Here is a 25,290-nt window from a genome sequence, read left to right as displayed (position 1 = left end):
GTCATTGACGGCTGAGCGAGGAGTTCTCCCGGCGGCGCGTGGTCTTGACACGGCGTCGGAGCGCGCTCAGATTCGGGGAGGTGCAACAGCAGGAGGAGGCAGGACTGCTGTGACGACGCGGCCCCCGAAACGTCCCGGAACTCCCGGCGGTCCCGGACCCTCCGGCGCTCCCGACGGCGCGCCGCCCTGGTACCGGGAGCCGACCCCGCGCCAGTGGAAGGCGCTGTTCGCCGCCTGGATCGGCTATCTCCTCGACGGCTTCGACTTCGTCCTGATCACCCTCGTCCTGACCGAGATCGCCGACGAGTTCCACCTCGGCACGGCCACCGCCGCCTCGCTCATCTCCGGGGCCTTCATCACCCGGTGGCTGGGCGGCGCCGTCCTGGGCGCGATGGGCGACCGCTACGGCCGTAGATCCGCCATGATCACCAGCATCCTGCTCTACTCGCTGGGCACCTTCGCCTGCGGTTTTGCCTGGGGCTACACCAGCCTGTTCATCGCGCGACTGGTGATCGGCCTGGGGATGGCGGGGGAGTACAGCGCCAGCGTGACGTATGTGCTGGAGAGCTGGCCCACCAGGCTGCGCAATCGCGCCTCCGGATTCCTGATCTCCGGTTACCCGGGCGGCAGCATCCTCGCCGCCGAGCTCTACGGATGGGTGGTGCCGCACTGGGGCTGGCGCTGGATGTTCTGGATCGGTGTGCTGCCCGTCCTGGTGGCGCTGTGGGTGCGCAGATCGCTGCCGGAGGCGGCCGACTGGCAGGCCGAGATCGGCGCGGCCGCCTCCGGCGCGCGGCCGGAACGCCCGAATCCGTTCCGTTCGCTGTTCACCGGCCGGCTGCGTTCCTGGTGCAACGCCGCCCTGACGGTTGCCGCCTCGGGCGCATTGTTCTGTGTCTTCACGCCCGTGGGGGAGGGGTACGTCCCCTGGCTGTCGCTCCTCGCGGCGCTGTGCCTGATCGCGTTCGCGGCGCAGCTCGGCGGCCGTAAGGGCTGGCTGCGCCATATCGCCCTGATGGTGACGGTGTTCTGTGCCTTCCTGTACAGCTGGCCGATCCAGGCGCTGTTGCCGACCTATCTGAAGACCGACCTCCACTACGCGCCCGCGCAGGTCACCGATGTGATGTTCGCCGCGGGTTTCGGCACCATGGCGGGCTGCTGGCTGGCCGGCTTCGTGGGGGACCGGTTCGGGACCCGGCGGGCGTATGTCGGCACCCTGCTGGCGTCCCTCGCCCTGGTCTTCCCGGTGTTCGCGGTCCAGCGCAGCCTGGTGGGGCTGGGGGTGCTGCTCTTCGGGCTGCTGGCACTGAGTCAAGGGATCTCCGGCATTCTGCCGAAGTACATCGCCGGCCATTTCCCGACCGCGACCCGCGCCGCCTCGCTCGGCTTCGTCTACAACGTAGGGGCCCTCGGCGGGGCGGTGGCCCCTGTCCTGGGGGCGCGGCTCGCGGAGGGGATGCCCCTGGGGCGGGCCCTGGCGGTGCTCACCTTCGGGCTCACGTTCCTGGTCATCGTGCTGGTGGGAGGGGATGTGCCCCGGCGGCTGGCCCGTCTGGTCGACCGCGATGGGCCCGAGGACCATCTGGTGCCCGAGGCCGGGGGATCCGGGCCGCTGCCCGAGGAGGCGCCGTCCGGTCCGGGGTGAGCGGGCCCAGGTCCCTGGTGCGTACGGCGGGGCGGGGGCGGGTCATTCCGTGCTGTCGTCCTGCCGTCCCAGCGCCACCCCGCGTACGCCGTCCAGCTCGGTCAGCGCCTCGACCAGGGGGTATGCCGTGCCGGTGCCCTCCAGACGGAGCAGTACCTCGGCGGCCGACCGCGCGTCGTCGGTGCCGGCCGGACCGGTCTCCACCCGGACGTCGGTGACCCGGAAGCCGCTGCCGGTGCAGTTCTCCAATATCGCCCCCAGCAGCCCGTGTTGGGGACGGTAGGTCAGCCGCAGCTCCACCTGGGCGAACGACGGCGCAGGTCCTATACGGTCCGAGATGACCGTGAGGCCGCGGACGATGAGGAAGTGCACCGCCGTCGCGCCGATCGCCAGCAGGGGCAGTCCGCCGCCGCATGCCATGCCGATGGCGCAGGTCAGCCAGATGGTGGCGGCCGTGGTCAGGCCGCGGACCGCATCCTTCTTGACGAAGATCAGCCCGCCGCCGATGAAGCCGATGCCCGAGACGACCTGTGCGGCGACCCGGGAGGGGTCCAGCGCCACGCCGTCGTGGCCGAGCAGCGCGCCGAAGCCGTGGATCGACACCTCCATGAACAGCGCGCTGCCCACGCCGACCAGCGTGTGGGTCCGCAGCCCGGCGCTTTTCTGCCGGGACTCGCGCTCCAGGCCGATGAGCGAGGACAGCAGCAGGGCCAGCGCCAGCTCGGTGAACTGACGGGGCCCCTGTCCGTTGTGGAAGTCGAACAGTGCGGCGGCGAGTTGCGGGGAGGACATGGGCGCATTGTCCCTCCGTCGGCCCTGCGTCCGGCGCTCCGCGGGCCGTTGTCAGTGGTCGCGGTTAGCGTGGAAGTCGATCGGGCGGCGTGCGGGGAAGGCGCCGCGGACGGCACCGCGCGGTGCGGGAGGGGGACGGACGTGGAGGAGCGCATGGCGAAGGCGGCGGGGCCGGCGGCGGTGCGGGCGCGGGTGCGGACGTTCGCGCTGGGGCTGCCGGGAGCGGTGGAGGAGTTCCCGTGGGGCGAGAGCGTCATCAAGGTCAACAAAAAGGTCTTCGTCTTCCTCGGAGTCGGGGACGGCAGCCATCCGCCGGGTATCACGGTCAAGCTCACCGAGCCCGAGGCGCATGCCCATGCGCTGACCGCACCCGGCGCCGAGCCGGCGGGCTACGGCCTGGGCAAGGCCGGCTGGGTGCGCATCCCCCTGGCGGAGACGGCCGCCCCGGCCGCCGAGCTGCTGTGTGACTGGACGGAGGAGTCCTATCGCGTCATAGCCCCCAAGAAGCTCATCGCCGAGCTCGACGGGGGATAGCGGCGCAGCGGAGACAGGCGCGCAAAGGCCCGTGACGGCGAGGGCGGTTGGACCTCGTCGGCGCGGGCCTTTTGCGGTGGTCGGCCGGTGGCCGGCGGACGGTACGCAGAGATGTCGCGAGCGCGCGGAAAGTGCTCATGGGGGGCTTGTGGAAAGTGGAACACGTTCTTAACATCACGAGTGTTACATCAGAAGTGTCACAGTCGTTTCCGGCGTGCGGCGGAAGGACCGGGGGTGCGATGGCAGACTCAGGCAACGGCCCGCTGAGCGGCGTGCGGGTGGTGGAGCTCGCGGGCATCGGCCCCGGCCCGTTCGCGGCCATGCTGCTGGCCGACCTCGGCGCCGATGTGGTCCGCGTCGACCGGCCCGGCGGCGCCGGACTGGGCATCGATCCGGCATGCGACGTCACCAACCGCAACAAACGCTCGGTGCTGGTGGACCTCAAGGACCCCCGAGGGGCGGCCCGGGTCCTCGATCTGGCCGAGCGCGCCGATGTGCTGATCGAGGGGTACCGGCCCGGCGTGGCCGAGCGTCTCGGCGTCGGCCCCCAGGAGTGTCTGGCCCGCAACCCCCGGCTGGTCTACGGGCGGATGACCGGCTGGGGCCAGCAGGGCCCGCTCGCCGACACCGCCGGGCACGACATCGGCTATATCGCCATCACCGGCGCCCTCGGCATGATCGGCCCGTCCGACGGCCCGCCCGCCGTCCCCGCCAACCTGATGGGCGACTACGCCGGAGGCTCGCTCTATCTGGTCATCGGCGTCCTCGCGGCCCTTCAGTACGCCCGCACGGAAGGCGGCCGCGGCCAGGTCGTGGACGCCGCGATCGTCGACGGCACGGTCCATCTGACGGCGATGATCCACGGCATGCTGGCCGCCGGCGGCTGGCAGGACCGCCGCGGCGCCAATCTCCTCGACGGCGGCACCCCGTTCTACGGGACGTACGAGACGGCGGACGGCGGCTATATGGCCGTCGGCGCTCTGGAAAAGCGCTTCTACGCCGAATTCATCCGCCTGCTCGGTATCGCGGACGACGCCCCCAGCCGCGACGACCTCGCCGCCTGGGGGGAGCTGCGCACCGCCATCGCCGCCCGCTTCAAGACCCGTACCCGCGACGAGTGGACCGCCGTCTTCCAGGAGTCGGACGCCTGCGTGGCGCCCGTGCTGTCCCTGCGCGAGGCCCCGGAGCATCCGCATCTCGCCGCCCGCGGCACCTTCGTCGACCACGGCGGCCTCACCCAGCCCGCCCCCGCGCCCCGCTTCTCGCTCACACCGGGCGCGGTGCGCACCCCGCCCGCACGGCCCGGCGCGGACACCGAGGACATCGCCCGCGACTGGCAGATCCCGGGCCTGGCCGCCGGCCCGGCCCGCACCGAGCCGCAGGAGGCGGACAGCTGATGGAACTGGCCACCACCCTCCAGTACGCGGGCGACCCCCGGCGCGCCGCCGAAGAAGTCGCCGCCCTGGAAAGCGCCGGACTGGACGCCATCTGGGTCGCCGAGGCCTATGGCTTCGACTCCCCGACGATCATGGGCTTCCTCGCCGCCCGCACCGAGCGCGCCAAGATCGGCTCGGCGATCCTGAACGTCTACTCCCGCACCCCCGCCCTGATCGCCCAGACCGCCGCCGGGCTCGACGCCGTCTCCGGCGGCCGCGCGCTGCTCGGCCTGGGCGCCTCCGGACCACAGGTCGTCGAGGGCTGGCACGGCCGGCCGTACGACAAACCGCTGGGCCGCACCCGCGAGACCATCGACCTGTGCCGCCGCATCTGGCGCCGCGAAACCATCGACCACCACGGCATCACCGATATGCCGCTGCCCCCGGAGAAGGGCGGCCGGCTCGGCAAACCGCTGAAGATCCTCACCCGCCCGGTGCGTCCCGAGATCCCCGTGTACGTCGCGGCCCTCGGCCCCGCCAACGTCCGGATGACGGCCGAGATCGCCGACGGCTGGCTGCCCACCCTCTTCCTCCCGGAGAAGGCCAAGGACGTCTGGGGCACCCCGCTGGCCGAGGGCACCGCCCGCCGCGACCCGGCCCTCGGGCCGCTCCGGACGGTCGCCGGGGGCCTGCTGGCGATCGGCGAAGAGGCCGCAGCCGTACGGGAGTTGGCCCGCCCGCTGATCGCGCTGTACGTCGGCGGCATGGGTGCCAAGGGCAAGAACTTCTACAACGACCTCGCCATCGCGTACGGCTACGAAGAGGCCGCACACACCATCCAGGAGCTCTACCTCGCCGGGAAGAAACGGGAGGCCGAGGCCGCCGTGCCGGACGAATTCTGCGAGCTGATGTCGCTGTGCGGTCCCGAGGGATACGTCCGCGAGCGGATCGCCGCCTTCCGGGAGGCGGGCGTGACGATGCTCAACGTCCACCCCGTGGGACCCGAGCCCGCCCAGCTGATCGAGACCGTCAAGAACTGGCTCTGAGGAGGGCCCGCAGCGATGACCGCCATGCCGCGTCAGATCTACACCGAGGACCACGAGGCCTTCCGGGAGACCGTCCGCACCTTCCTCGCCAAGGAGGTGACGCCACATTACGACCAGTGGGAGAAGGACGGCATCGTCAGCCGGGACGTCTGGCGGGCGGCCGGCCGTCAGGGCCTGCTGGGCATGGCAGTGCCCGAGGAGTACGGGGGCGGCGGGCAGCCGGACTTCCGCTACAGCGCCGTACTGGCGGAGGAGTTCACCCGGGCCGGCGCCCCCGGCCTCGCCATCGGCCTGCACAACGACATCATCGGCCCGTACCTGACCACCCTGGGCACCGAGGAGCAAAAGCGCCGCTGGCTGCCCGGTTTCTGTAGCGGCGAGACCATCACGGCCATCGCCATGACCGAGCCCGGCGCCGGCTCCGACCTCCAGGGGATCCGCACGAGCGCCGAGGACCGCGGCGACCACTGGCTCCTCAACGGCTCCAAGACCTTCATCTCCAACGGCATCCTCGCCGACCTCGTCATCGTCGTCGCCAAGACGACCCCCGAGGGCGGTGCGCACGGCCTGAGCCTGCTGGTCGTCGAGCGCGGCATGGCGGGTTTTGAACGCGGCCGCAACCTGGACAAGATCGGTCAGAAGGCGCAGGACACCGCCGAGCTCTTCTTCCACGACGTCCGGGTGCCCAAGGAAAACCTCCTCGGCGAGCTCAACGGCGCCTTCATCCATCTGATGACCCATCTCGCACAGGAGCGGATGGGCATCGCCGTGGCCGCGATCGCCGCCGCCGAGTATCTGCTGGAGATCACCACGCAGTACGTCAAGGAGCGCGAGGCGTTCGGCCGGCCGCTGGCCAAGCTCCAGCACATCCGCTTCGAGATAGCCGAAATGGCCACCGAATGCGCCGTCACCCGCGCCTTCCTGGACCGCTGCATCGCCGACCACGCGGCCGGTGCACTGGACGCGGTGCACGCCTCGATGGCCAAGTGGTGGGCGACCGAGCTGCAAAAACGCGTCGCCGACCGCTGCCTCCAACTCCACGGCGGCTACGGCTATATGACCGAGTACCGCGTCGCCAGGGCCTTCACCGACGGCCGCATCCTGACGATCTACGGTGGCACCACCGAGATCATGAAGGAGATCATCGGCCGCTCCCTGCTCGGCTGACCGGGGGCCGCCCCGGTCCCGCCGCCCGCCCCGCCCCCTCCTGGACCTCCTCCGAAAGGCTTGTTGACTTGAGTACCGAAGCGTACGTATACGACGCGATCCGCACCCCGCGCGGCCGCGGCAAGGCCAATGGCGCACTGCACGGCACCAAGCCGATCGACCTGGTCGTCGGCCTGATCCACGAAGTACGCACCCGCTTCCCCGGGCTCGACCCGGCCGCCATCGACGACATCGTGCTCGGCGTCGTCGGCCCCGTCGGCGACCAGGGCTCCGACATCGCGCGGATCGCGGCGATCGCCGCCGGGCTGCCGGACACCGTCGCCGGCGTCCAGGAAAACCGCTTCTGTGCCTCCGGTCTCGAAGCCGTCAACATGGCCGCCGCCAAGGTCCGTTCGGGCTGGGAGGACCTGGTCCTGGCGGGCGGTGTGGAGTCGATGTCGCGGGTGCCGATGGCCTCCGACGGCGGCGCCTGGTTCGCGGACCCGATGACCAACTTCGACACCGGCTTCGTCCCCCAGGGCATCGGCGCCGACCTGATCGCCACCATCGAGGGTTACTCCCGCCGCGACGTCGACGAGTTCGCCGCGCTCTCCCAGGAGCGGGCCGCCGCCGCCTGGAAGGACGGCCGCTTCGAGCGCTCCGTCGTCCCCGTCCGCGACCGCAACGGCCTGGTCGTCCTCGACCACGACGAGCACCTGCGCCCCGGCACCACCGCCGACAGCCTGGCCGGCCTCAAGCCCTCCTTCGCCGCCATCGGCGACGCGGGCGGCTTCGACGCGGTCGCCCTCCAGACGTACCACTGGGTCGAGAAGATCGACCACGTCCACCACGCGGGCAACTCCTCCGGCATCGTGGACGGCGCGGCGCTGGTCGCCATTGGCTCCAAGGAGGTCGGCGAGCGCTACGGCCTGACCCCGCGCGCCCGGATCATCTCCGCCGCGGTCTCCGGCTCCGAGCCGACGATCATGCTCACCGGCCCCGCGCCCGCCAGCCGCAAGGCCCTCGCCAAGGCCGGGCTGACCATCGACGACATCGACCTGGTCGAGATCAACGAGGCGTTCGCCGCGGTCGTGCTGCGCTTCGCAAAGGACATGGGCCTGAGCCTGGACAAGGTCAACGTCAACGGCGGCGCCATCGCCCTGGGCCATCCCCTCGGCGCGACCGGCGCCATGATCCTGGGCACCCTCATCGACGAGCTGGAGCGGCAGGACAAGCGCTACGGCCTGGCCACCCTCTGCGTCGGCGGCGGTATGGGCATCGCCACCGTCATCGAGCGCCTCTGACCCTCGTCCCACCCCACTACGGAGTACGCACCCATGAGTGAATCCGCTGCCTCGTCGACCATCCGCTGGGAACAGGACGAGACCGGCATCGTCACCCTGGTCCTGGACGATCCGGACCAGTCCGCCAACACCATGAACAACGCCTTCAAGACCTCCCTCACCGCGGTCGCCGACCGCCTGGAGGCCGAGAAGGACAGCATCCGCGGCATCATCGTCACCTCTGCCAAGAAGACCTTCTTCGCCGGCGGCGACCTGCGCGAGCTGATCGCCGTCACACCTGAGCACGCGCAGTCGGCCTTCGAGGCGGGCAACGGCATCAAGCGCGATCTGCGCCGTATCGAGACCCTCGGCAAGCCGGTCGTCGCCGCCATCAACGGCGCGGCGCTGGGCGGTGGCTATGAGATCGCGCTCGCCTGTCACCACCGCATCGCCCTCGACACCCCCGGCACCAAGATCGGCCTGCCCGAGGTCACCCTCGGACTGCTGCCCGCGGGCGGCGGCGTCACCCGCACCGTCCGCCTCCTGGGCATCACCGACGCCCTGCTGAAGGTGCTGCTCCAGGGCACCCAGTACAACGCCGTCCGGGCCAAGGACAACGGGCTGATCCACGAGGTAGCCCACACCCCCGAGGAACTGCTCACCAAGGCACGGGAGTTCATCGACGCCCACCCGGAGTCCCAGCAGCCCTGGGACGTCAAGGGTTACAAGATCCCCGGCGGCACGCCGGCCCACCCGAAGTTCGCGGCCAACCTCCCGGCCTTCCCCGCCAACCTCAAGAAGCAGCTCAACGGCGCGCCCTACCCCGCGCCGCGCAATATCCTCGCGGCCGCCGTCGAGGGCTCCCAGGTCGACTTCGAGACCGCCCAGACCATCGAGGCGCGCTATTTCGTGGAGCTGGTCACCGGCCAGATCTCCAAGAACATGATCCAGGCGTTCTTCTTCGACCTCCAGGCCGTCAACTCCGGCGCCAACCGCCCCAAGGACATCGCGCCCCGCCAGGTCGAGAAGGTCGCCGTCCTCGGCGCCGGCATGATGGGCGCGGGCATCGCCTACTCCTGCGCCCGGGCCGGAATGCAGGTCCTCCTCAAGGACGTCACCCTCGAAGCGGCCGAGAAGGGCAAGGCGTACTCGGAGGGGCTGCTGGCCAAGGCGCTGTCCCGGGGCCGTACGACCGAGGCCCAGCGCGACGAGCTGCTGGCGCGCATCACGCCCACCGCCGATCCGCAGGACCTCGCGGGCTGCGACACCGTCATCGAGGCGGTCTTCGAGGACATCGCGCTCAAGCACAAGGTGTTCAAGGAGATCCAGCACATCGTCGCCCCCGACGCGCTGCTGTGCTCCAACACCTCTACCCTGCCCATCACGCTGCTGGCCGAAGGCGTCGAGCGCGACCGGGACTTCATCGGTCTGCACTTCTTCTCGCCGGTCGACAAGATGCCGCTGGTGGAGATCATCAAGGGCGAGCGCACCGGCGACGAGGCGCTGGCCCGCGCCTTCGACCTGGTGCGGCAGATCAAGAAGACGCCGATCGTCGTCAACGACTCCCGGGGCTTCTTCACCTCCCGGGTCATCGGCCAGTTCATCAACGAAGGCGTCGCGATGATCGGCGAGGGCCTCGATCCGGTCTCCGTCGAACAGGCCGCCGCCCAGGCCGGCTATCCGGCCAAGGTGCTCTCCTTGATGGACGAGCTGACCCTCACCCTCCCGCGCAAGATCCGCAACGAGACCCGGCGGGCCGTCGAGGAAGCCGGGGGCAGCTGGCAGCCGCATCCGGCCGATGCCGTCATCGACCGCATGGTGGACGAGTTCGGGCGGCCCGGCCGCAGCGGCGGAGCCGGTTTCTACGACTACGGCGACGACGGCAAGCGGGCCGGTCTGTGGCCCGGCCTGCGCGAGCACTTCGGCACGGAGGGCGCCGCGATCCCGTTCCTCGACATGCAGGAGCGGATGCTGTTCTCCGAGGCGCTGGACACCGTCCGCTGCTTCGAGGAAGGCGTGCTGACCTCGGTGGCCGACGCCAATATCGGCTCGATCTTCGGCATCGGCTTCCCCGGCTGGACCGGCGGCGTCCTCCAGTACATCAACGGATACCAGGGCGGGCCGGGGCACGAGGACCGCGTCGGTCCGCCCGGTTTCGTGGCCCGCGCCCGTGAGCTGGAGGCGGCGTACGGCGAGCGGTTCGCGCCGTCGCCGCTGCTGGTCGAGAAGGCCGAGAAGGGCGAGACGTTCGGCGACTGAGCGCGGCCCGGGAAGGGGCGGGCCCCGGCGGCCCGCCCCTCACCCCTCGCGCCTGCCGCTCTCCTCGCTCCCGCCGTTCCCCTCGCTTCCGCCGTTCGCATCGTTCGCCGCGCTCTCGCCGAACCACTCCCGCAGTTCCTGCTTCATCGACCTCTGAAAGGCGGTGACCAGTGCCTGCACCACCATCGGCTGCATATGCGCCGACAGCGACTTCATCCGCGCCATCTCCTCGGCATCCGGCCCGCCTTCCCGGTACGGACCCCATACCTCGTCCTTGAAGAGCCGGCTCAGCTCCCGCGCCGCCGAGCGGGTGTGCTCGATGACGACGGTGCGCGCCGCCAGGATCGACTCCAGCGCGATCGGCACGTCCAGCAGCCGCGTGCCCAGATGCAGCAGACCCGGATCCACCCGGAAGACCTGCGGGTCCTCGGTCCGTACGAGCACGCTCATCGCGGCCAGCCGGTCGAGGTCCTCCTCGGTCAGCTCCCGCCCGGCCCGCCGTTCCAGCTGGTCGCGGGTCGTGTCCTCCGCCTTGTCCGGCACCCAACTCGCCACCAGCGCACGGTGGATGGCCAGATCCTGGGCGCTCAGATCGGGCGGCAGCTGTGCCAGGTAGCGCTCGATCGCCGAGAGGGTCAGGCCCTGGTGCTGGAGTTCCTCGATCAACGCCAACCGCGAAAGATGGTCCGGTCCGTAACGGCCGACCCGGCGCGGGCCGATCTCGGGCGGGGGCAGCAGTCCGCGCGTGCTGTAGAAGCGGATCGTGCGGACCGTGACGCCGGCGCGGGCGGCCAGTTCGTCGACCGTGAGGTCGGTGGCGGGCTCCTTCATGTTCAACAGTATTGCTGTCTCACCACTCGTGTGAAACCTTCTCTCCCTTGCTCCGCAGATCAGGCACTCACCAGATCAGGCTCTCACTCCTCAGGAGGCCGCCGTGACCACGATCCTGCGCATGCCCGGCACACCCGACGATCTGACCCTGCCCGCCCTGCTGCTGCGCAACGCCGAGGACCACGGCGCGCTGCCCGCGCTGTCCTGGCGCGACGGCGGGACCGGCGGCTGGCACACCCTGACCTGGTCAGAGGCCCGGCACCGGATCGCGGAACTGGCCGCCGGGTACCGCGCGCTCGGCGTCCGCCGCGGCGAGATCGTCCTGCTCATGATGGGCAACCGCCCCGAGCACTGGCTCAGCGACCTCGCCCTGGTGCACCTCGGCGCCGTCCCGGTGACGGTGTACGGCACGGCCGCCCCCGGGCAGATAGCGCATATCGCCCGCCACAGCAGGGCCCGGTTCGCCGTACTGGAGGGCGGGCGCGAGCGGGAACGCTGGCAGCCGCTGCTCGACGATCCGACGGCCCGGCTCGAAAAGCTGGTGATCGTCGAGCCGGACGAGGACGGGACCGGCCGGCACGACGAGCCCGGCAGGCAGACGACCTACGCCGCACTGGCCGCCCGGGGCGCCCAGCTCCACGACGCCGAAACCTTCGAGGCGGCATGGCGACGGTCGACCGCGGCCGACACGCTCACCGTCGTCTACACCTCCGGCACCACCGGCGACCCCAAGGGCGTCGTGATCAGCCACCGCAATGTGCTCCTGAACGCGACGGCCCTGGATGCCGCCGTCGAGCTGCCCGATCATGTCGAGCACCTCTGCTACCTCCCCTTCGCCCATATCGCGGAGCGGATGCTCGGCATCTATCTGCCGGTCTTCCGCGCCTCGCACGTCTACCTCTGCGCCGACCCGGCCGCGGTCGCCGCGACGGCGCGCGAGCTGCATCCGGCGCAGTTCTTCGGCGTCCCGAGGGTCTGGGAGAAGCTGGCGGCGGCCGTGCGGGCGGCGCTCGCGCGGCTCCCGGAGGAGCGGCGGGCGGCCGTGGACACGGCAGCCGGGACCGCCCGCGCCTATGTGGCCTGCAAGGAGCGCGGCGAGCGGCCCTCCGATCCGCTGGAAGCCGCATATGCGCAGGTCAAGGCCGAGGTGCTGGATCCGCTGCTGGCGCTGGCCGGATTCGACCGGCTGGTGTGGACCGCGAGCGCCTCGGCGCCGATGCCGCCCGATGTGGTCCGGTTCTGGGCCGGTCTGGGCGTGGTGATCATGGACGCCTGGGGGCTGACCGAGACGGCGGGCGTGTCCACGACGAACAGCCCCGGCGCCTTCCGGCTGGGCTCGGTCGGCCGTCCGATCGACGGCCTGGAGGTGCGCACCGCCCCGGACGGCGAGATCGAGGTCCGCGGGCGCACGGTGTGCGACGGCTATCTGCGGGGGGACGGTTCGGTCGAGCCGGTGACCGACGCCGACGGCTGGTTCGCGACCGGTGACATCGGGCGGGTGGACGAGGACGGCTTCCTGTGGCTGACCGACCGCAAGAAGGAAATGATCGTGACCTCCACGGGCAAGAACGTCTCGCCCGCGCTGGTCGAGAACACCCTCAAGGAGCATCCGCTCATCGGGCAGGCCCTGGCATACGGCGAGGGCCGGTCGTATCTGGTCGCGCTGCTGGTGCTGGATGCGGAGCTGGCCCCGGCCTGGGCGGCGCGCCACGGCATCGAGGGCACGCTCGCCGAGCTGGCCGCGCATCCGGCCGTCCGCGAGGAGGCCGAACGTGCGGTCGCGGCGGCGAATGCGCGCCTGAACCGGACCGAGCAGGTCAAGCGATTTTTGGTGCTGGGCGAGGAGTGGTGTCCGGAAACAGGGGAGCTGACTCCCTCGCTGAAGCTGCGCCGCCGGGTGATCGAGGAGAAATACCGTCACTTCCTACAAGGTTTTTACGCCATGTGATCTTGCCCACAGACGGGGCGGCGGTCATCGGGGAAGGTGTGCCGTCGGCCGTCCGCGCGATCCGCGGGTTTCGGTCTCGGCTCTGCCTTGAAAGCGAGATCCACCAGCAGTGAGCACCACAGAAACCGTCACTGAGACAGCCCACAGGCCATCTGCCGGGGGGAACGGCGCACAGCAGGACGCGGGCGACGCGGGCTACAGCAAGGGCCTCAAGGGCCGCCACATCAACATGATCGCCATCGGCGGCGCGATCGGCACCGGCCTGTTCCTCGGCGCCGGTGGCCGACTGCACTCCGCCGGCCCGGGCCTCGCCGTGGCCTACGCCGTCTGCGGCCTCTTCGCCTTCTTCGTCGTACGAGCCCTCGGCGAACTGGTGCTGCACCGCCCGTCCTCCGGCTCCTTCGTCTCCTACGCCCGGGAATTCCTGGGTGAGAAGGGCGCCTACGTCGCCGGCTGGATGTACGTCGTCAACTGGTCCACGACCGGTATCGCCGACATCACGGCCATCGCGCTCTACACCCACTACTGGAGCCTGTTCACCAGCGTTCCGCAGTGGGTGATGGCGCTGATCGCGCTGGCCGTCGTGCTCTCGGTCAACCTGATCTCCGTGAAGATCTTCGGTGAGATGGAGTTCTGGTTCGCGATCATCAAGGTCGCGGCGCTGGTCGCCTTCATGTTCATCGGCATCTTCCTGCTGGCCACCCACCACAAGGTCGGCGGGCACACACCGGGCCTCAGCCTGATCACGGATCACGGCGGTCTCTTCCCGACCGGCCTGCTCCCGGTCGTGATCGTGCTCCAGGGCGTGGTCTTCGCCTACTCCGCCGTCGAGCTCGTCGGCGTCACCGCGGGTGAGACCAGCGAGCCGGCGAAGGTCGTGCCGAAGGCCGTGAACTCCATCATGTGGCGGGTCGGTGTCTTCTACATCGGTTCGGTCGTGCTGCTCGCGATGCTGCTGCCGTGGAACCAGTTCACCGGCGACCAGAGCCCCTTCGTGACGGTGCTGTCCCACCTCGGTGTGCCCTACGCGGGCGATGTCATGAACCTCGTCGTGATGACCGCGGCCATGTCGAGCCTCAACTCCGGTCTCTACTCGACCGGACGGATCCTGCGCTCGATGTCGGCGGCCGGTTCGGCGCCGAAGTTCGTCGGCCGGATGAACCGCAACCAGGTGCCGTACGGCGGCATCATGCTCACCGCCACGGTGTGTGTGCTCGGTGTCGGGCTCAACGCGTGGCTGCCGGGCCAGGCGTTCGAGATCGTGATCAACATCGCGGCGCTGGGTGTGGTCAGCACCTGGGTCACCATCATGATCTGCCACATGGTGTTCGTCCGCCGCTCCCGTGCGGGGCTGGTGGAGCGTCCGAAGTTCCGGCTCCCCGGCACTCCGGTCACCGACATCGCCACCATCGTCTTCCTGCTCGGCGTCATCGTGCTGATGTGGTTCGACAAGCCCGTCGGCCGCCAGACCGTGATGCTGATCCCGGTCCTCGCCGCCGCGCTGGTCGGCGGCTGGTACGCGGTCCGCGGCCGGGTGGCCCGGATCGCCAAGGAGCGCGAGCAGGAGAAGTAAGCCCCACAACACCGGGCGCCCGAGGAATGAGGGCGGCCGCGGAGGCCCAAGAGGCTTCCGCGGCCGCCCTTTTCCGTCCCCGGCCGATTGTCAGTGGTCGCCCTTACCGTGGAGACATGACTGAGAAAACGGGGATCTCCTACGTCAAGGGGGACGCCAGCGCGCCGCAGGGCAAGGGCGTCAAGATCATCACGCACATCTGCAACGACCTCGGCGGCTGGGGCAAGGGATTCGTCCTCGCCCTCTCCGGCCGCTGGCCGGAGCCCGAGGCGGCGTACCGCAGCTGGCACCGCGGGCGCGCGGGGAACGACTTCGGCCTCGGCGCGGCCCAGTTCGTCCAGGTCGGGGAGCGCCTGTGGGTGGCCAATGTCGTCGGGCAGCGGGGGATGAAGACGGGCAGCAAGGGCGTCCCGGTGCGGTATGACGCCATCGACGCGGGGCTGGGCAGGGTGGCGGCCAAGGCCCGGGAGCTGGGGGCGTCGGTCCATATGCCGCGGATCGGCTGCGGACTGGCGGGTGGAAAGTGGTCCCGGGTGGAGCCGCTGATATCCGAGCGGCTCACCCGGCAGGGCATAGCCGTGACGGTCTACGACCACTGAGCTCCCTGTCCGCCGGGCCGCGGCGGCCCTGCGCCGGTCAGCCGCCGATCACGGGATAGTGATCGGAAAGGTTGGTGTAGGTGTAGTCCTTGCCCCAGCTGGAGACCGTCCAGGGCGCCGACTCCTCCTTCACCACCGTGTTCTGCCAACTGGCAGGACGGGCATGGCCGTTGCGGTAGAGGACATAGTCCAGGTCCTCGCGAGGATCGCTCGGGTAGCGGTACTTCGCGATGGAGTTCTCCTGGGTGTCGAAGGAGTACGGGTGGCCGGTGCGGCTGTCGGCGGGGGCCACGTCGGCATTGCTGAGCAGGGCCTGGTACTCGTCGCCGTGGGAGTCGGTGTTCAGATCGCCGGCGAGCATGACCTCCTCGTCCGCCGGGATGTTCTTGGCGTCGAGGAAGGCGTCGATCTCCTTGAGCTGCCGGGCGCGGTCGGCAGCCGCCTCGCCCGCCTTGCAGCCCGAGTCGGTGGACTGGGTGTGGGTGCCGACGACATGCACCTTGGTGCCGTTGACGTCCAGCACCGCATAGACGAAGCCCTTGTTGGAGTAGGAGTCCGAACCGCAGGCGTCCTTGTAGATGTACTGCTCCTTGCGCAGGATCGGCCACTTGCTCAGCAGCGTCACCCCGCCGTCCTCGGGGGTGACGGCGGAGTAGGCGCCGCCGGTGGCGTCCCAGCCGTCCTTGCTGCGGCCGACCACCGGGGTCTGGTGGGGATACTGCGCGGCGGCGCGGGACTTCAGGGCGTCGGAGGCGGAGTTGTCGAAGGCTTCCTGAAGAACGACGACGTCATTGCCCTGAAAGAAGTCCGCGTCCGGGATCGCCTGCGCGCGGTGGTCCTGGCCCCAGTTGGGATAGAGGTTCTTGCTCATGAGGAAGGTGTTGTAGGTCAGCACCTTCAGACGGGGGGTGGTGGCGGCCGAGGCCGTGGAGGGCGCGGCGGTCAGGGCGACGGCGGCCAGGGCTGCGGCTATCGCGACGGCTCGGGACGTACGCAGCGCGGAGTGCGACACGGGAACTCCCTGTGGGGTAGGGGGGTTGGACCGGCGACGCATATCCAATCAGCCGGGGTTACTTCTAGGTAACCGTTGGGAGAGAAGGAGATGGAGGGAAGGGAGACTTCTCCGAGCCGCAGGGGCAGTTGATCGTTTCAGGAACTCCGGGGAGTGCTGCCCACCTTCTGGCATGCCGTGAGGAGGTAGTCGTACAACTGGGTCCGAAGGTCGCCGCCGCCGACGTCGGCCCCCTCCGGAGCGGCGGCTGCGTAATTGCCGAGCGCGATGCTCACGTTCGTATCGCTCGCCTTCGCCCGCTCGGCGCGGAGGTCCGCTGCCAGCCGGTCGGCTGCGGCCTTCGCCGCCCGGTCTTCGGTGGTGAACGAGGGATAGGTCTGCTGGAACACCGCGATGTCCTCAAACGCCCTGTCGCAGACCGTCTTGTCGCCGGTGTCGCCGCGGGACTGCACGAGGGTCACGGCTATGGCGATGGCTACCACCAGCGCGATGCTCGCGGTGACCTGGAGCGCCTTCCCGGACCGTGGCCGTGCGGTTGTCGTGGTGACGCCGGACCGTGGCCGTGCCGCTTTCGTCGTGACGCCGGGCCGCGGCCGTGCGGTTGTCGTCGGGACGACGGACTCGGCCTCCGTCCTGGGCGGACGGTGTACGACTCCGGCCGTCCGCGTGACCTCGGCCCTCCGGGCCTCGGCCAGCGCCCGGACGGCCCCGGCGATCCGTAGGTACGCCTCGGCCCTGGGGGCACGGTGTACGGTCCAGGGCACCGTCGGCGACGCGAGCCGGGCCAGGGCCGCGCGCGTGTCCGGACGCCGGTCCGGGTCCTTGTCCAGGAGGGCCGTGATGAGGGGTGCGAGCCGGCCCGCCCGCTTCGACGGCGGAGCCTCCTCGAACAGGACCGCTGCCATGCATCCGGTGGGCGTGCCCCGGCGGAACGGCGAAAAGCCCTCGACGGCCTGATACAGCGTCACTCCCAGCGAGAACACGTCGCCGGCGGGCAGTCCGTCGGTGCCGCGCACCCGCTCGGGGGCCATGTACTCCACCGAGCCGATGATCGCCCCCGTGGTGGTCAGCGCGGTGTCGGTGTGGTGGACCGCGATCCCGAAGTCGGTGAGCAGCACATCACCGCCCCTGGTGAGCATGACGTTGGCCGGTTTGACGTCACGGTGGACGATTCCCGCCTCGTGCGCCGCACCGAGCGCCCGCAGGAGCGCCCGGGCGACCTTCTCGGCATGTTCCACCGACAGCGGTCCGTGCGTGGCGAGGTGTTCCTCCAGGGAGCAGCCGTCGACCAGCTGCATGACGATCCAGGGGAGACCGTCCTCCACGACGACGTCGTGCACCGTGACGACGTGCGTATGGTCGCGCAGCCGGGCGGCGTTGCGGGCCTCGCGCGCGGCGCGGGCCAGTCGTTCGGCCTGCTCGGCCTCGGATACCGCCGGAGGCAGCCAGATCTCCTTGACCGCCACATCGATCCGCAGGGTTTCGTCACGGGCCTTCCACACCCGTCCGAACCCTCCGGATCCGAGGTCGGAGACGAGCCGGTACCGCCCCCCGATCACCTGCCCCGGTTGCGCGTTCCGCCCCACAGCCACCCCCGCCTGGTCCCGGAGCCCGTCGCAGGACGGGCACGCCACCTGAGTCGCCAACTCTCCCTGGAAACCGTCACTTTAGCCACCGGCGGCGACCGGGCCGGGCCTACAAGCCGTAGCTCTTGCCGATGATCTCGCGCTGGATCTCGCTGGTGCCGCCGTAGACGGTGGAGACCACGGCCGTGCGCAGATGGCGTTCCATGTCGTACTCCGTCGCACAGCCGTAGCCGCCCATCATCTGCATGCCTTCCAGGGCCGCGCGTTTGGCGGTTTCGGTGGCCTTCAGCTTCGCCATGGACGCCTCGCGGGGGAAGAGCCGGTCGGGTTCCGCGTCGCAGCGGGCGGCCGGGAAGGGTTGTGCGGACCGCCGGTCTCGGCCGTGAGGGCGTCGCGCTGGGCGCGGGTGCCGCATTCGCGGTGGGCGAAGGCACGGAGCGCGGTGCGGAAGTCCCGCTGTTCGGGGGTGGGTCGGCCGACCATGGAATACCTCCTGAGCAGGGCGTAGTGACAAAGTTATTCCGTTAGTGTCTCTGTTACGAGCGGTCCGCGAGCGAGGACTGCGAGGGCCGTGAAGGCCGTGAGAACGGGGTGGAAGGGGCGGGAGCGATGGGCGTACGGAGTACGGGGAGCACGGCGCCGGGTGCCGGGGTGGATGCCCGCGACGCGGGGTCGTTGATGGCGCGGGCCCTGGCCGGCGCGCCGCCCGGGGATGCGCTGACCGACACGATCCTCGATGCGGCCCGGGAGCAGTTCATGACCTTCGGGCTGCGGCGGTCCACCGTGGACGATGTGGCCAAACGGGCCAAGGTGTCGCGGGTGACGGTGTACCGGCGGGTGGGCAACAAGGACGAGCTGGTGCAGCAGGTGCTGCTGCGGGAGTACCGGTTGTTCGTGGCCGAGGTGGATGCGGCGGTCGCCGGGCTGCCGACGATGGAGGAGCGGATGGTCGAGGGGTTTGCCGCGATACTCCGGCTGATCCGGGGGCATCCGCTGATCGGGGGGCTGATGCGGTTGGAGCCGGAGACGATGCTGCCGTATCTCACGCTGGAGAGCGGGCCGTCGTTTCTGGCGATGCGGGGGTACCTGGCGGCGCATCTGCGCAGGGCGCAGCGGACGGAGGGCCGGGAGGAGGGGGACCCGACGGCCGTTGCGGAGCTGATGGTGCGGATTACGGTGTCCTTTCTGCTCAATCCGGTGAGTTGTTTTGCGCTGGAGGACGATGAGCAGGCGCGGGGGTTCGCGCGGAGGTATTTGGTGCCGTTGCTGGGGCGGTGAGCTCGCCCCCTCAGCGCCCCCTGTGCCCCAGCGCCCCCAGCGAGCCCGCAGCCGTCCCTGGCGAAGGCCCGCCAGGGGGCTGCCGTCGGCAGTTCACCAGCGCGCGTGCAGCCGCCTCCCCAGTTCGACGGCGCGTTCCGCCCGGCGCCGCGACGAGGTGAAGGACGTCAGGTCCACCGGAGGCCGGAAGCGGCGGACCGTGAGGGAGTGCGGGGCGGCGAAGCCACGGAGGCCCTCGGCGCCGTGGATGCGGCCGTGGCCGGAGTCGGCGGAGCCGCCGAAGGGGAGTGCGGGGACCGAGGCGAAGCCGAGGACGGAATTGACCGAGACCGCGCCGGAGGCGAGGCGTTCGGCGACCGCGAGTCCGCGGCGGCGGTCGGCGGTGAAGACGGCCGCACCGAGGGCGTAGGTCCCGGCGTTGGCGCGAGCGACCGCCTCGTCGAGATCGGCGACGGCATTGACCGCGACGAGCGGGCCGAAGGTCTCTTCCCGCATGGCGGGGGAGTCCTCCGGGACGTTCACCAGGACGACGGGGTGGACGTACGGAGGCCGGAGGGATGCGGGCCCGCCGTACGCGGCATGGGCGCCGGCGGCGAGCGCCTCCTTCATATGGCGTTCCACGGTGGCGAGTTGGGCCGGGAGGATAGCGGCCCGTAGGGTGAGTCGGGGTCCGGGCCGGGGTGTAGGTCGCGTACCCGGTGCACGATGCGGGCGCACAGCGCGGCGTGCACCGAGGCGACGGCGTAGACGCGTTCCACTCCGGCGCAGGTCTGGCCCGCATTGGCCAGCGCGCCCCACACGATCGCCTCGGCCGCCGCGTCCAGATCAAGCGGAGGCGTCCACCAGGACGGCGTCCTTGCCGCCGCACTCCGCGAGCATCGGGGTGAGCCGTTCGGCGCAGACGGCGGCGACCTTGCGGGCGGTGCCCGGGGATCCGGTGAAGGCGACCTTGTCGACACCGGAGCGGGCCAGGGCTGCGCCGGTCGGGCCGTGCCCGGTCACGGTCTGGAGCAGGGCGGGGTGGCCGGGCACCGCCTCGGCAAAGCTCCGCGCCAGCAACTCGCCTACACCCGAGGTGAGTTCGGAGGGTTTGAAGACCACCGCATTGCCCGCCGCGAGGGCGTACCCGATCGATCCCATGGGGGTGTGGAGGGGATGGTTCCAGGGGCCGATGACGCCGATCACGCCCAGTGGGCGGTAGCCGACCAGAGCCCGCTGGTGCACGGAGAGCGGACCGGCGGGGACTCGGCGGCGGCCCAGGACGCGGCGGGCGTTGCGGGCCGCCCAGTCCAGATGGACGAGGGTCAGCAGGACCTCGGCGCGGGCGTCGTGCCGCGGCTTGCCGGTCTCGGCGCGGATGAGCGAGGCGAGTTCGTCCGTCCGGCGCGCCAGCGACCGCTTCCAGGAGAGCAGGTGCGCCCGGCGTCCGGCCCAGCCGCAGGCCGACCAGTCGCGGGCCGCCGCGCGGGCCCGGCCGACGGCGGCGCATACGTCCTCGGGGCCGTGCACGGGATGTTCGCCGACCGGCGCGCCGGTGACGGGGGAGCGGACGGTGAACCGGTCCGTCATGACGTCTCCTCGCCGGGGAGCGGCCGCAGCGGCCGGTGCTGGGCCCAGGCGGGCCCGAGGTCGTCGAGGGTGTGGCCGAAGGGGTACGACCGGGGCGGCGCGAGGCGGGGACGGGACTCGGGGCGGGCGGGGGTGAGCCGTACGAAGGCAGCGCGGGCCCGCAGCGATCGGACCGCCAACGCCTTTGTCCAGGAGGGCTGTTGGGGGAAACCCAGGGCTTTCAGCAGCGGCTCGTCGAGGAGCGCGAGCACGAAGCGGGCGACGGCCGGACGGAGCGCCGGCGGATACCAGGCGGACAGGACGCGGAAGGTGGCGTTGGCGACCCGATGGTTGGCCGGGTCGTAGGCGAACGCCGACGCCTCGTAGTCGTCGAGCAGCTTCTCGTATCCGGCCATGGTGTCCGGGGCGCCCTCGATGCCCATCAGCTCGGCCATCTTGTGGCCGACCAGCGCGAGGGCCTGGCATTCGTTGGCGCACAGCGGCCGCCAGCCGAAGCGGTCGATCCAGCGCTTGGGGCCGACGACCGTCGTGGCCAGCACGAAGCGGTAGTCCTCGTTGCGGATCGTGTACTTGCCGTGGATGCGGTTGAGGTGGCGGGCGGCCGCGCGGCCGCGCTCGGAGTCGAAGCCCTCGGCGGCCATCTCGTGGCCGAAGAGGACGGTGTCGTCGTAGCGCTTCTGTCCGGCGCGTTCGAACTCCTGGGTGTGGTCGAGGAGTTGGGAGATGCGGGGGACACCGTAGTCGCGCAGGAAGGCGAGGGAGATGCCCTGGGCGTAGTCCCAGGGGAACTCGTACTGGGTGATCCAGCGGAAGATCTGTTCGTAGTCGCGCTCGGGGTCCATCCGGCGGATCTCGCGCAGCCGGCTGTAGCGGCCCATGGGCACATACCTCCTGAGGGCGGGGCCGGGGGCTATCGCTGGGGGTGGGTGCCGAGGCGCGTGTAGCGCACGTCAGCGGTGTCGACGAGCACCTGGCCCGCGGTGACCGGTTCCACGGTCAGGTGGGGGAGTCGGACGGCGACGGGGAGGTTGGCCGGGATGATGTCCGCGCCGATGCAGATGTGTGGGGTGTTGACCTTGAGGCCGGGGATTTCGATCGAGCCCTTGAGATAGGTGGCGTAGACGTCGACGTCACGGATGTCGAGCTGGACGTCGAGGGTGTGGGTCGCCCCGCTCGGGCCCTTGACGTCGAGGTGGTAGTCGTCGGCGACGATCCGCGCCGCATGCACCCACAGGACCTTGATCCGGCCGCCGCCCACGGTGGGCAGATAGGTCGCCCCGTGGATGATCGCGTCGGTGGCCGTCAGGCGGGTGGCGTTGACGGTGGGGTAGTAGGGGCTGACGGAGTAGGTGGCGCGGCCGGGGCCCGGTTGGTCGCCGAAAACCAGCGGGGGTGTGAGTGCGGTGAGGTCGTCGGGGTCGCCGATCTTCCCGGGCTCGGCCGTGCCGGTGGGACGTCCGGGACGCCCGGGACGTCCCCCTTCGGACGGCGGAGGCCCCGTGGGGTCGGGGTTGTCGGCGCCACCGGTGTCCACGCCGGAGAGGCAGGGGAGGGAGACGCGGGCGGCGGCGCCGCGGGGATCACCGCCGCCCGGCCGGGCCGCGGCCGAGGGCGCGGTGGTGACCAGGCCCGCGATCAGCAGCGGGGGCAGCGTCAGGGCGAGGGCGGAGGTGCCGGGCGGCCGCCGGACACCGTGGCCCTCAGGCGCTTTTGGGTGGGCGGCCACCCCCTGTGGGGGCGCGTCGGGCGTACGGGGCGGGTGGGGCAGCCAGCCGAAGGCCATGGACGAGCCCAGCAGCCCCAGTCCGCAGCCGATCCCGAAGCCGCCGAGGTTGGTGGTGGCGAGGGAGACCAGCGAGGCGATGGCGGTGACGACGGAAACGAACATCCGCTGCGCGGGGGCGAAGAGGAAGAACAGGCCGCCGGCGATCAGGACCAGCCCGACGCCGATCGCGGACATCGCACCGATCCCCACCTTGAGCATCAGCGGCAGCGGCGCCAGAGGCAGCGCGATCATCTCGGCGCCGCCGGCCATCGCCCAGATCCCCGCCCAGAACGGGCGCCGCCGGCGCCAGGACCGCAGCGGCCGGCGCAGCCCTGGGGCGGGCAGGATGCGGTCGAGCCAGTCGCCGAACTCCTTGGCCAGTTCGGCGAGAAAGCCGAGTACGAAGGTGATCACGGGTCGGCTCCCCTCCGGCTAGTAGCACTCTTTGCCGGTATGGCTCAGCTCGATCTCGACCTTGTCGAGGGTGAGCGAGCCGCCGTTGGAGGCCCAGGCCGTGCTGCGGACATCGCGGGCGACCGCGGTGTCCGCCTGGACGCCGAAGAGCCCCTGCGGGCCGCTGACTCCCGGCGCGGCGGTGAGCGTGGAAGCGTCCCGGCCCGCCTGTACGCCCGTCACCCGGCCCCCGCTGCTGGTCAGCGCGTCGGCGTCGACGACGAGGTGCTCGCCCTTGATGGCCCGCTCGCCGCCCGACCGGACGATCAGCGACACCTCGCCGACCAGCGGCAGCTTCTGCTTCATCGACAGGCACACCCCTTGTGCCGTACCGGAGGCGATGCCCGCCAGCAGGACGGCGTGCCCCGTGCCGTCCTTGGCGCCGAGCGAGGAGGGGAAGCCGGAGATCCCCCGGCCGGTGATCCGGTCCGCGGAGACCTTGAAATTCTTGCCGGAGACGGCGAACGACGCGGCCATCGCCCCCTGGGCCAGTGCGATCACCACCGCTCCCACACAGGCGACGCCCGGCACCAGCATCACGGCGGTGCGCTTCCAGTGGGTGCGTCCTTCGGGGCTCAACTCACGTGCTCGCGCAGCCATTTCGGGATCCATTCCGGGTCCTCCCGACGGGGTGAGTCAATGTTACAAAGACTATTGACTTGTTTCACGAGCCGCGTCAACACTGCTGACACGGATTCATTAACGGGCCCACACGGCACCACAGGAGGCCGGATGAGCACCGCGACCACAGCCGACACCCCTCCCGAACCGGTCCCCGAACCGGCACCTGAACAGGCGTCCGCGCGGCTCCGGGCGCCCCGGCGAGGCGATATCGCCTGGCGTCACTTCGGCGACACCCGCGCCTTTCTGACGTCACCTCAGCTCCTGCTTCTCCAGGTCGCCCACCCCGTGGTCGGCGCCGGCGTCGAGGACCACTCCGACTTCCGTGCCCGGCCCTGGCAGCGGCTGCTGCGGACCGTCGGCTCCCTGGGCACCGTCATCTACGGAGGCCAGGCGGCTGCCACCGCCGAGGCCCGGCGGCTGCGCGAGGTCCACCGCGAGATGAAGGGCGTCGACGGCGAGGGCCGCCGCTATCACGCGCTGCACCCCGAGGCGTACCACTGGGTGCACGCCACCCTCGTCCGCGGCCCCGTAGACGCGCTGAAGCTGTTCGGCAAGGGGCTGACGGAGCAACAGATATCCGAGTACTACCGGGAGATGAGGGAGGTGGGACTCCTGTGGGGGCTCAAGGAACGGCATCTTCCGCCCGACTGGCCCGCGTTCTGCGCCTACTACGACGACATGGTCGAAAACCGTCTGGAGATGAACCGGTCCGTGCGGGACGTCCTCGACGAGCTGGCGCGTCCGCAGAAACCGCCGGTGTGGTGGGTGCCCGCCCTGCTGTGGCGGCCGTTCGCCGCGGTCGCCGCGCGCTGTGCGCTGCTGGTCACCGTCGGCGTACTGCCGCCCGTCCTGCGTGAGCGCCTCGGCCTGGCCTGGACGACACGACAGGAGCGGCGGCTGCGGCGGTTCGCCCGGGTCGTGCGCTTCCTGATGGCGCTGGTGCCGCCGCCGCTGCGGATCGCCCCGGCCCTGTTCCTGGCGTACTGGCACACCCACCGGCCGGGCACCGATCCCCGTAGCCGGCGGCCCCTGGGAGCGTCGTATGATGAGTAACGCGATGAAAACGGAATGTTCCCGGCGAAGCGAACGTGCGGCGCGGAAGGATCCGATACCCCCGCCGCCCGGAGGCATCCTCTGGTCGCTGGTCGGCGACATCCGCATGGTGCTGACCCTCCCGGCCGCCCTGACCATGCAGGTCGCGCACCCCGCGGTGGGTGCGGGGGTGGACGATCACTCGGTGTTCCGCACCGACCCCTGGGGGCGCGGCGAGCGGTCGCTGGCCTCGTTGCAGCTGTGGGTGTACGGCGGCGAGGAGGCCGTCGAGGAGGGCCGTCGGCTGCGGCGGCTGCACCGGACGATCCAGGGCACCGACGCCCACGGCCGCACGTACCACGCGCTCAGTCCCGCCTTCTACTCCTGGGTGCACGCCACCGGCTACCCCGTCTTCCGGTATGCGCAGCGCTACCTCGGCCGCCCCTTCACCGAGGCCCAGGAACGGCAGCTGTACGCGGAATGGCTCCAGGTCGGGAGGATCCTGGGCATCCACGACCGCGATATGCCGCAGACCATCGAGGAGTTCTGGCCGTACTACCGCACCGTCCTCGACGAGGAGCTGGAACAGGGCGCCGTGGTACGGGAGTTGCTCTTCCCCGAGCGCCCGATGCCGGCGCCCGACCGTGGACCGCGCCCGCTACTGCTGCTGCTCCGGCTGACCTGGCCCTGGCTCTACCCGCGCTTCGCCCGGCTGCGCCGTTTCCTGACCATCGGGCTGATGCCGCCGGAGGCCCGTCGGGCCCTCGGGCTGGAGTGGACCGCTGCACAGGAGCGCACGCTGCGGCGCTGCGGGCGGGTGGTGCGCGTGGCGGTGCCGATGCTGCCGGAGCGGCTGCGCTATATGCCGATCGCGCGCCGGGCCCGCCGGGCGGCGCGCCGCGCGAGGCAGCGCTACGGCATGTGAGGCAGCTCACCAGG

20 protein-coding genes and 2 pseudogenes are annotated in these 25,290 nt (G+C 70.9%); 13 read left to right on the top strand and 9 right to left on the bottom strand.

The window, feature by feature from the left end:
• Positions 1–109 precede the first annotated feature (109 nt).
• Complete coding sequence (locus SNA_RS25345; RefSeq protein WP_078970185.1) at positions 110–1,645, top strand: sialate:H+ symport family MFS transporter; 1,536 nt, start codon at positions 110–112, stop codon at positions 1,643–1,645.
• 42 nt (positions 1,646–1,687) lie between these two features.
• On the opposite strand, the gene SNA_RS25340 is transcribed toward SNA_RS25345, so the two are convergent.
• Complete coding sequence (locus SNA_RS25340; RefSeq protein ID WP_030064187.1) at positions 1,688–2,437, bottom strand: MgtC/SapB family protein; 750 nt, start codon at positions 2,435–2,437, stop codon at positions 1,688–1,690.
• A 153-nt stretch (positions 2,438–2,590) separates the two neighbouring features.
• On the opposite strand from SNA_RS25340, the gene SNA_RS25335 reads away from it, so the two are divergent.
• The 6 genes from SNA_RS25335 (at position 2,591) to SNA_RS25310 (ending at position 10,081) form a co-directional block, all read left to right on the top strand.
• Entirely contained in the window at positions 2,591–2,971 is a 381-nt protein-coding gene (locus SNA_RS25335; RefSeq protein WP_030064188.1) for an MmcQ/YjbR family DNA-binding protein, read from the top strand.
• Positions 2,972–3,210: 239 nt separating this feature from the next.
• Positions 3,211–4,368, top strand: a complete 1,158-nt coding sequence (locus SNA_RS25330; protein ID WP_030064189.1) for a CaiB/BaiF CoA transferase family protein — start codon at positions 3,211–3,213, stop codon at positions 4,366–4,368.
• Positions 4,368–5,393 (top strand): LLM class F420-dependent oxidoreductase, encoded by a 1,026-nt coding sequence (locus SNA_RS25325; protein ID WP_030064190.1) that lies wholly within the window; start codon positions 4,368–4,370, stop codon positions 5,391–5,393. The genes SNA_RS25330 and SNA_RS25325 overlap by 1 nt, the downstream gene beginning before the upstream one ends.
• Positions 5,394–5,417: 24 nt before the next feature.
• On the top strand, positions 5,418–6,560 hold the full coding sequence (locus SNA_RS25320) for an acyl-CoA dehydrogenase family protein (RefSeq protein ID WP_030064191.1): 1,143 nt from the start codon (positions 5,418–5,420) through the stop codon (positions 6,558–6,560).
• Between the two features lie 68 nt (positions 6,561–6,628).
• Positions 6,629–7,843, top strand: coding sequence for an acetyl-CoA C-acetyltransferase (locus SNA_RS25315; RefSeq protein WP_030064192.1), 1,215 nt, complete (start codon positions 6,629–6,631; stop codon positions 7,841–7,843).
• Between the two features lie 33 nt (positions 7,844–7,876).
• Entirely contained in the window at positions 7,877–10,081 is a 2,205-nt protein-coding gene (locus SNA_RS25310) for a 3-hydroxyacyl-CoA dehydrogenase NAD-binding domain-containing protein (protein ID WP_030064193.1), read from the top strand.
• Positions 10,082–10,120: 39 nt separating this feature from the next.
• On the opposite strand, the gene SNA_RS25305 is transcribed toward SNA_RS25310, so the two are convergent.
• The gene (locus tag SNA_RS25305) at positions 10,121–10,912 is read right to left on the bottom strand and encodes a MerR family transcriptional regulator (RefSeq protein ID WP_030064194.1); all 792 of its coding nucleotides are present in this window, start codon (positions 10,910–10,912) and stop codon (positions 10,121–10,123) included.
• 103 nt (positions 10,913–11,015) lie between these two features.
• Here SNA_RS25305 and SNA_RS25300 point away from each other — a divergent pair, with 103 nt between their 5' ends.
• From SNA_RS25300 to SNA_RS25290, 3 genes are all read left to right on the top strand, one after another.
• Positions 11,016–12,860 carry an AMP-dependent synthetase/ligase gene (locus tag SNA_RS25300; RefSeq protein ID WP_044366893.1) on the top strand — a complete coding sequence of 615 codons (1,845 nt, stop codon included), beginning with the start codon at positions 11,016–11,018 and terminating at the stop codon, positions 12,858–12,860.
• A gap of 109 nt (positions 12,861–12,969) precedes the next feature.
• Positions 12,970–14,433: an amino acid permease gene (locus SNA_RS25295; protein ID WP_030064195.1), complete on the top strand. Its 1,464-nt coding sequence runs from the start codon at positions 12,970–12,972 to the stop codon at positions 14,431–14,433.
• 116 nt (positions 14,434–14,549) lie between these two features.
• On the top strand, positions 14,550–15,032 hold the full coding sequence (locus SNA_RS25290; protein WP_030064196.1) for a macro domain-containing protein: 483 nt from the start codon (positions 14,550–14,552) through the stop codon (positions 15,030–15,032).
• Positions 15,033–15,069: 37 nt separating this feature from the next.
• Here SNA_RS25290 and sph read toward each other — a convergent pair whose 3' ends face one another.
• From sph to SNA_RS25275, 3 genes and pseudogenes are all read right to left on the bottom strand, one after another.
• Entirely contained in the window at positions 15,070–16,044 is a 975-nt protein-coding gene (gene sph, locus SNA_RS25285) for a sphingomyelin phosphodiesterase (protein ID WP_030064197.1), read from the bottom strand.
• A gap of 137 nt (positions 16,045–16,181) precedes the next feature.
• Entirely contained in the window at positions 16,182–17,603 is a 1,422-nt protein-coding gene (locus SNA_RS38610; protein ID WP_051877169.1) for a serine/threonine-protein kinase, read from the bottom strand.
• A gap of 136 nt (positions 17,604–17,739) precedes the next feature.
• Positions 17,740–17,979, bottom strand: a pseudogene (locus SNA_RS25275) (acyl-CoA dehydrogenase family protein); the annotation flags it as partial.
• 329 nt (positions 17,980–18,308) lie between these two features.
• Between SNA_RS25275 and SNA_RS25270 the strand changes: the two are divergent.
• A complete protein-coding gene (locus tag SNA_RS25270) occupies positions 18,309–18,908 on the top strand; it encodes a TetR/AcrR family transcriptional regulator (RefSeq protein WP_030064200.1) in 600 nt (199 codons plus the stop codon).
• A gap of 93 nt (positions 18,909–19,001) precedes the next feature.
• Here SNA_RS25270 and SNA_RS25265 read toward each other — a convergent pair.
• The 4 genes and pseudogenes from SNA_RS25265 to SNA_RS25250 form a co-directional block, all read right to left on the bottom strand.
• Positions 19,002–20,477 (bottom strand): annotated as a pseudogene (locus tag SNA_RS25265) (aldehyde dehydrogenase family protein).
• The gene (locus tag SNA_RS25260) at positions 20,474–21,355 is read right to left on the bottom strand and encodes an oxygenase MpaB family protein (RefSeq protein ID WP_030064201.1); all 882 of its coding nucleotides are present in this window, start codon (positions 21,353–21,355) and stop codon (positions 20,474–20,476) included. The pseudogene SNA_RS25265 and the gene SNA_RS25260 overlap by 4 nt, the downstream one beginning before the upstream one ends.
• A 32-nt stretch (positions 21,356–21,387) precedes the next feature.
• Positions 21,388–22,656, bottom strand: a complete 1,269-nt coding sequence (locus tag SNA_RS38605) for a DUF6114 domain-containing protein (protein WP_051877170.1) — start codon at positions 22,654–22,656, stop codon at positions 21,388–21,390.
• 18 nt (positions 22,657–22,674) lie between these two features.
• Entirely contained in the window at positions 22,675–23,295 is a 621-nt protein-coding gene (locus SNA_RS25250) for a DUF6230 family protein (RefSeq protein WP_030064203.1), read from the bottom strand.
• Positions 23,296–23,427: 132 nt separating this feature from the next.
• Between SNA_RS25250 and SNA_RS25245 the strand changes: the two genes are divergently transcribed.
• Entirely contained in the window at positions 23,428–24,372 is a 945-nt protein-coding gene (locus SNA_RS25245; protein ID WP_063894105.1) for an oxygenase MpaB family protein, read from the top strand.
• A gap of 4 nt (positions 24,373–24,376) precedes the next feature.
• Positions 24,377–25,276 (top strand): oxygenase MpaB family protein, encoded by a 900-nt coding sequence (locus SNA_RS25240; protein WP_030064206.1) that lies wholly within the window; start codon positions 24,377–24,379, stop codon positions 25,274–25,276.
• Positions 25,277–25,290: the final 14 nt, after the last annotated feature.

Source organism: Streptomyces natalensis ATCC 27448, from assembly GCF_000935125.1.
Lineage (GTDB): Bacteria > Actinomycetota > Actinomycetes > Streptomycetales > Streptomycetaceae > Streptomyces > Streptomyces natalensis.
The sequence above is the reverse complement of the archived record's forward strand: the minus strand, read 5'-3'. Positions and strand labels throughout refer to the sequence as shown.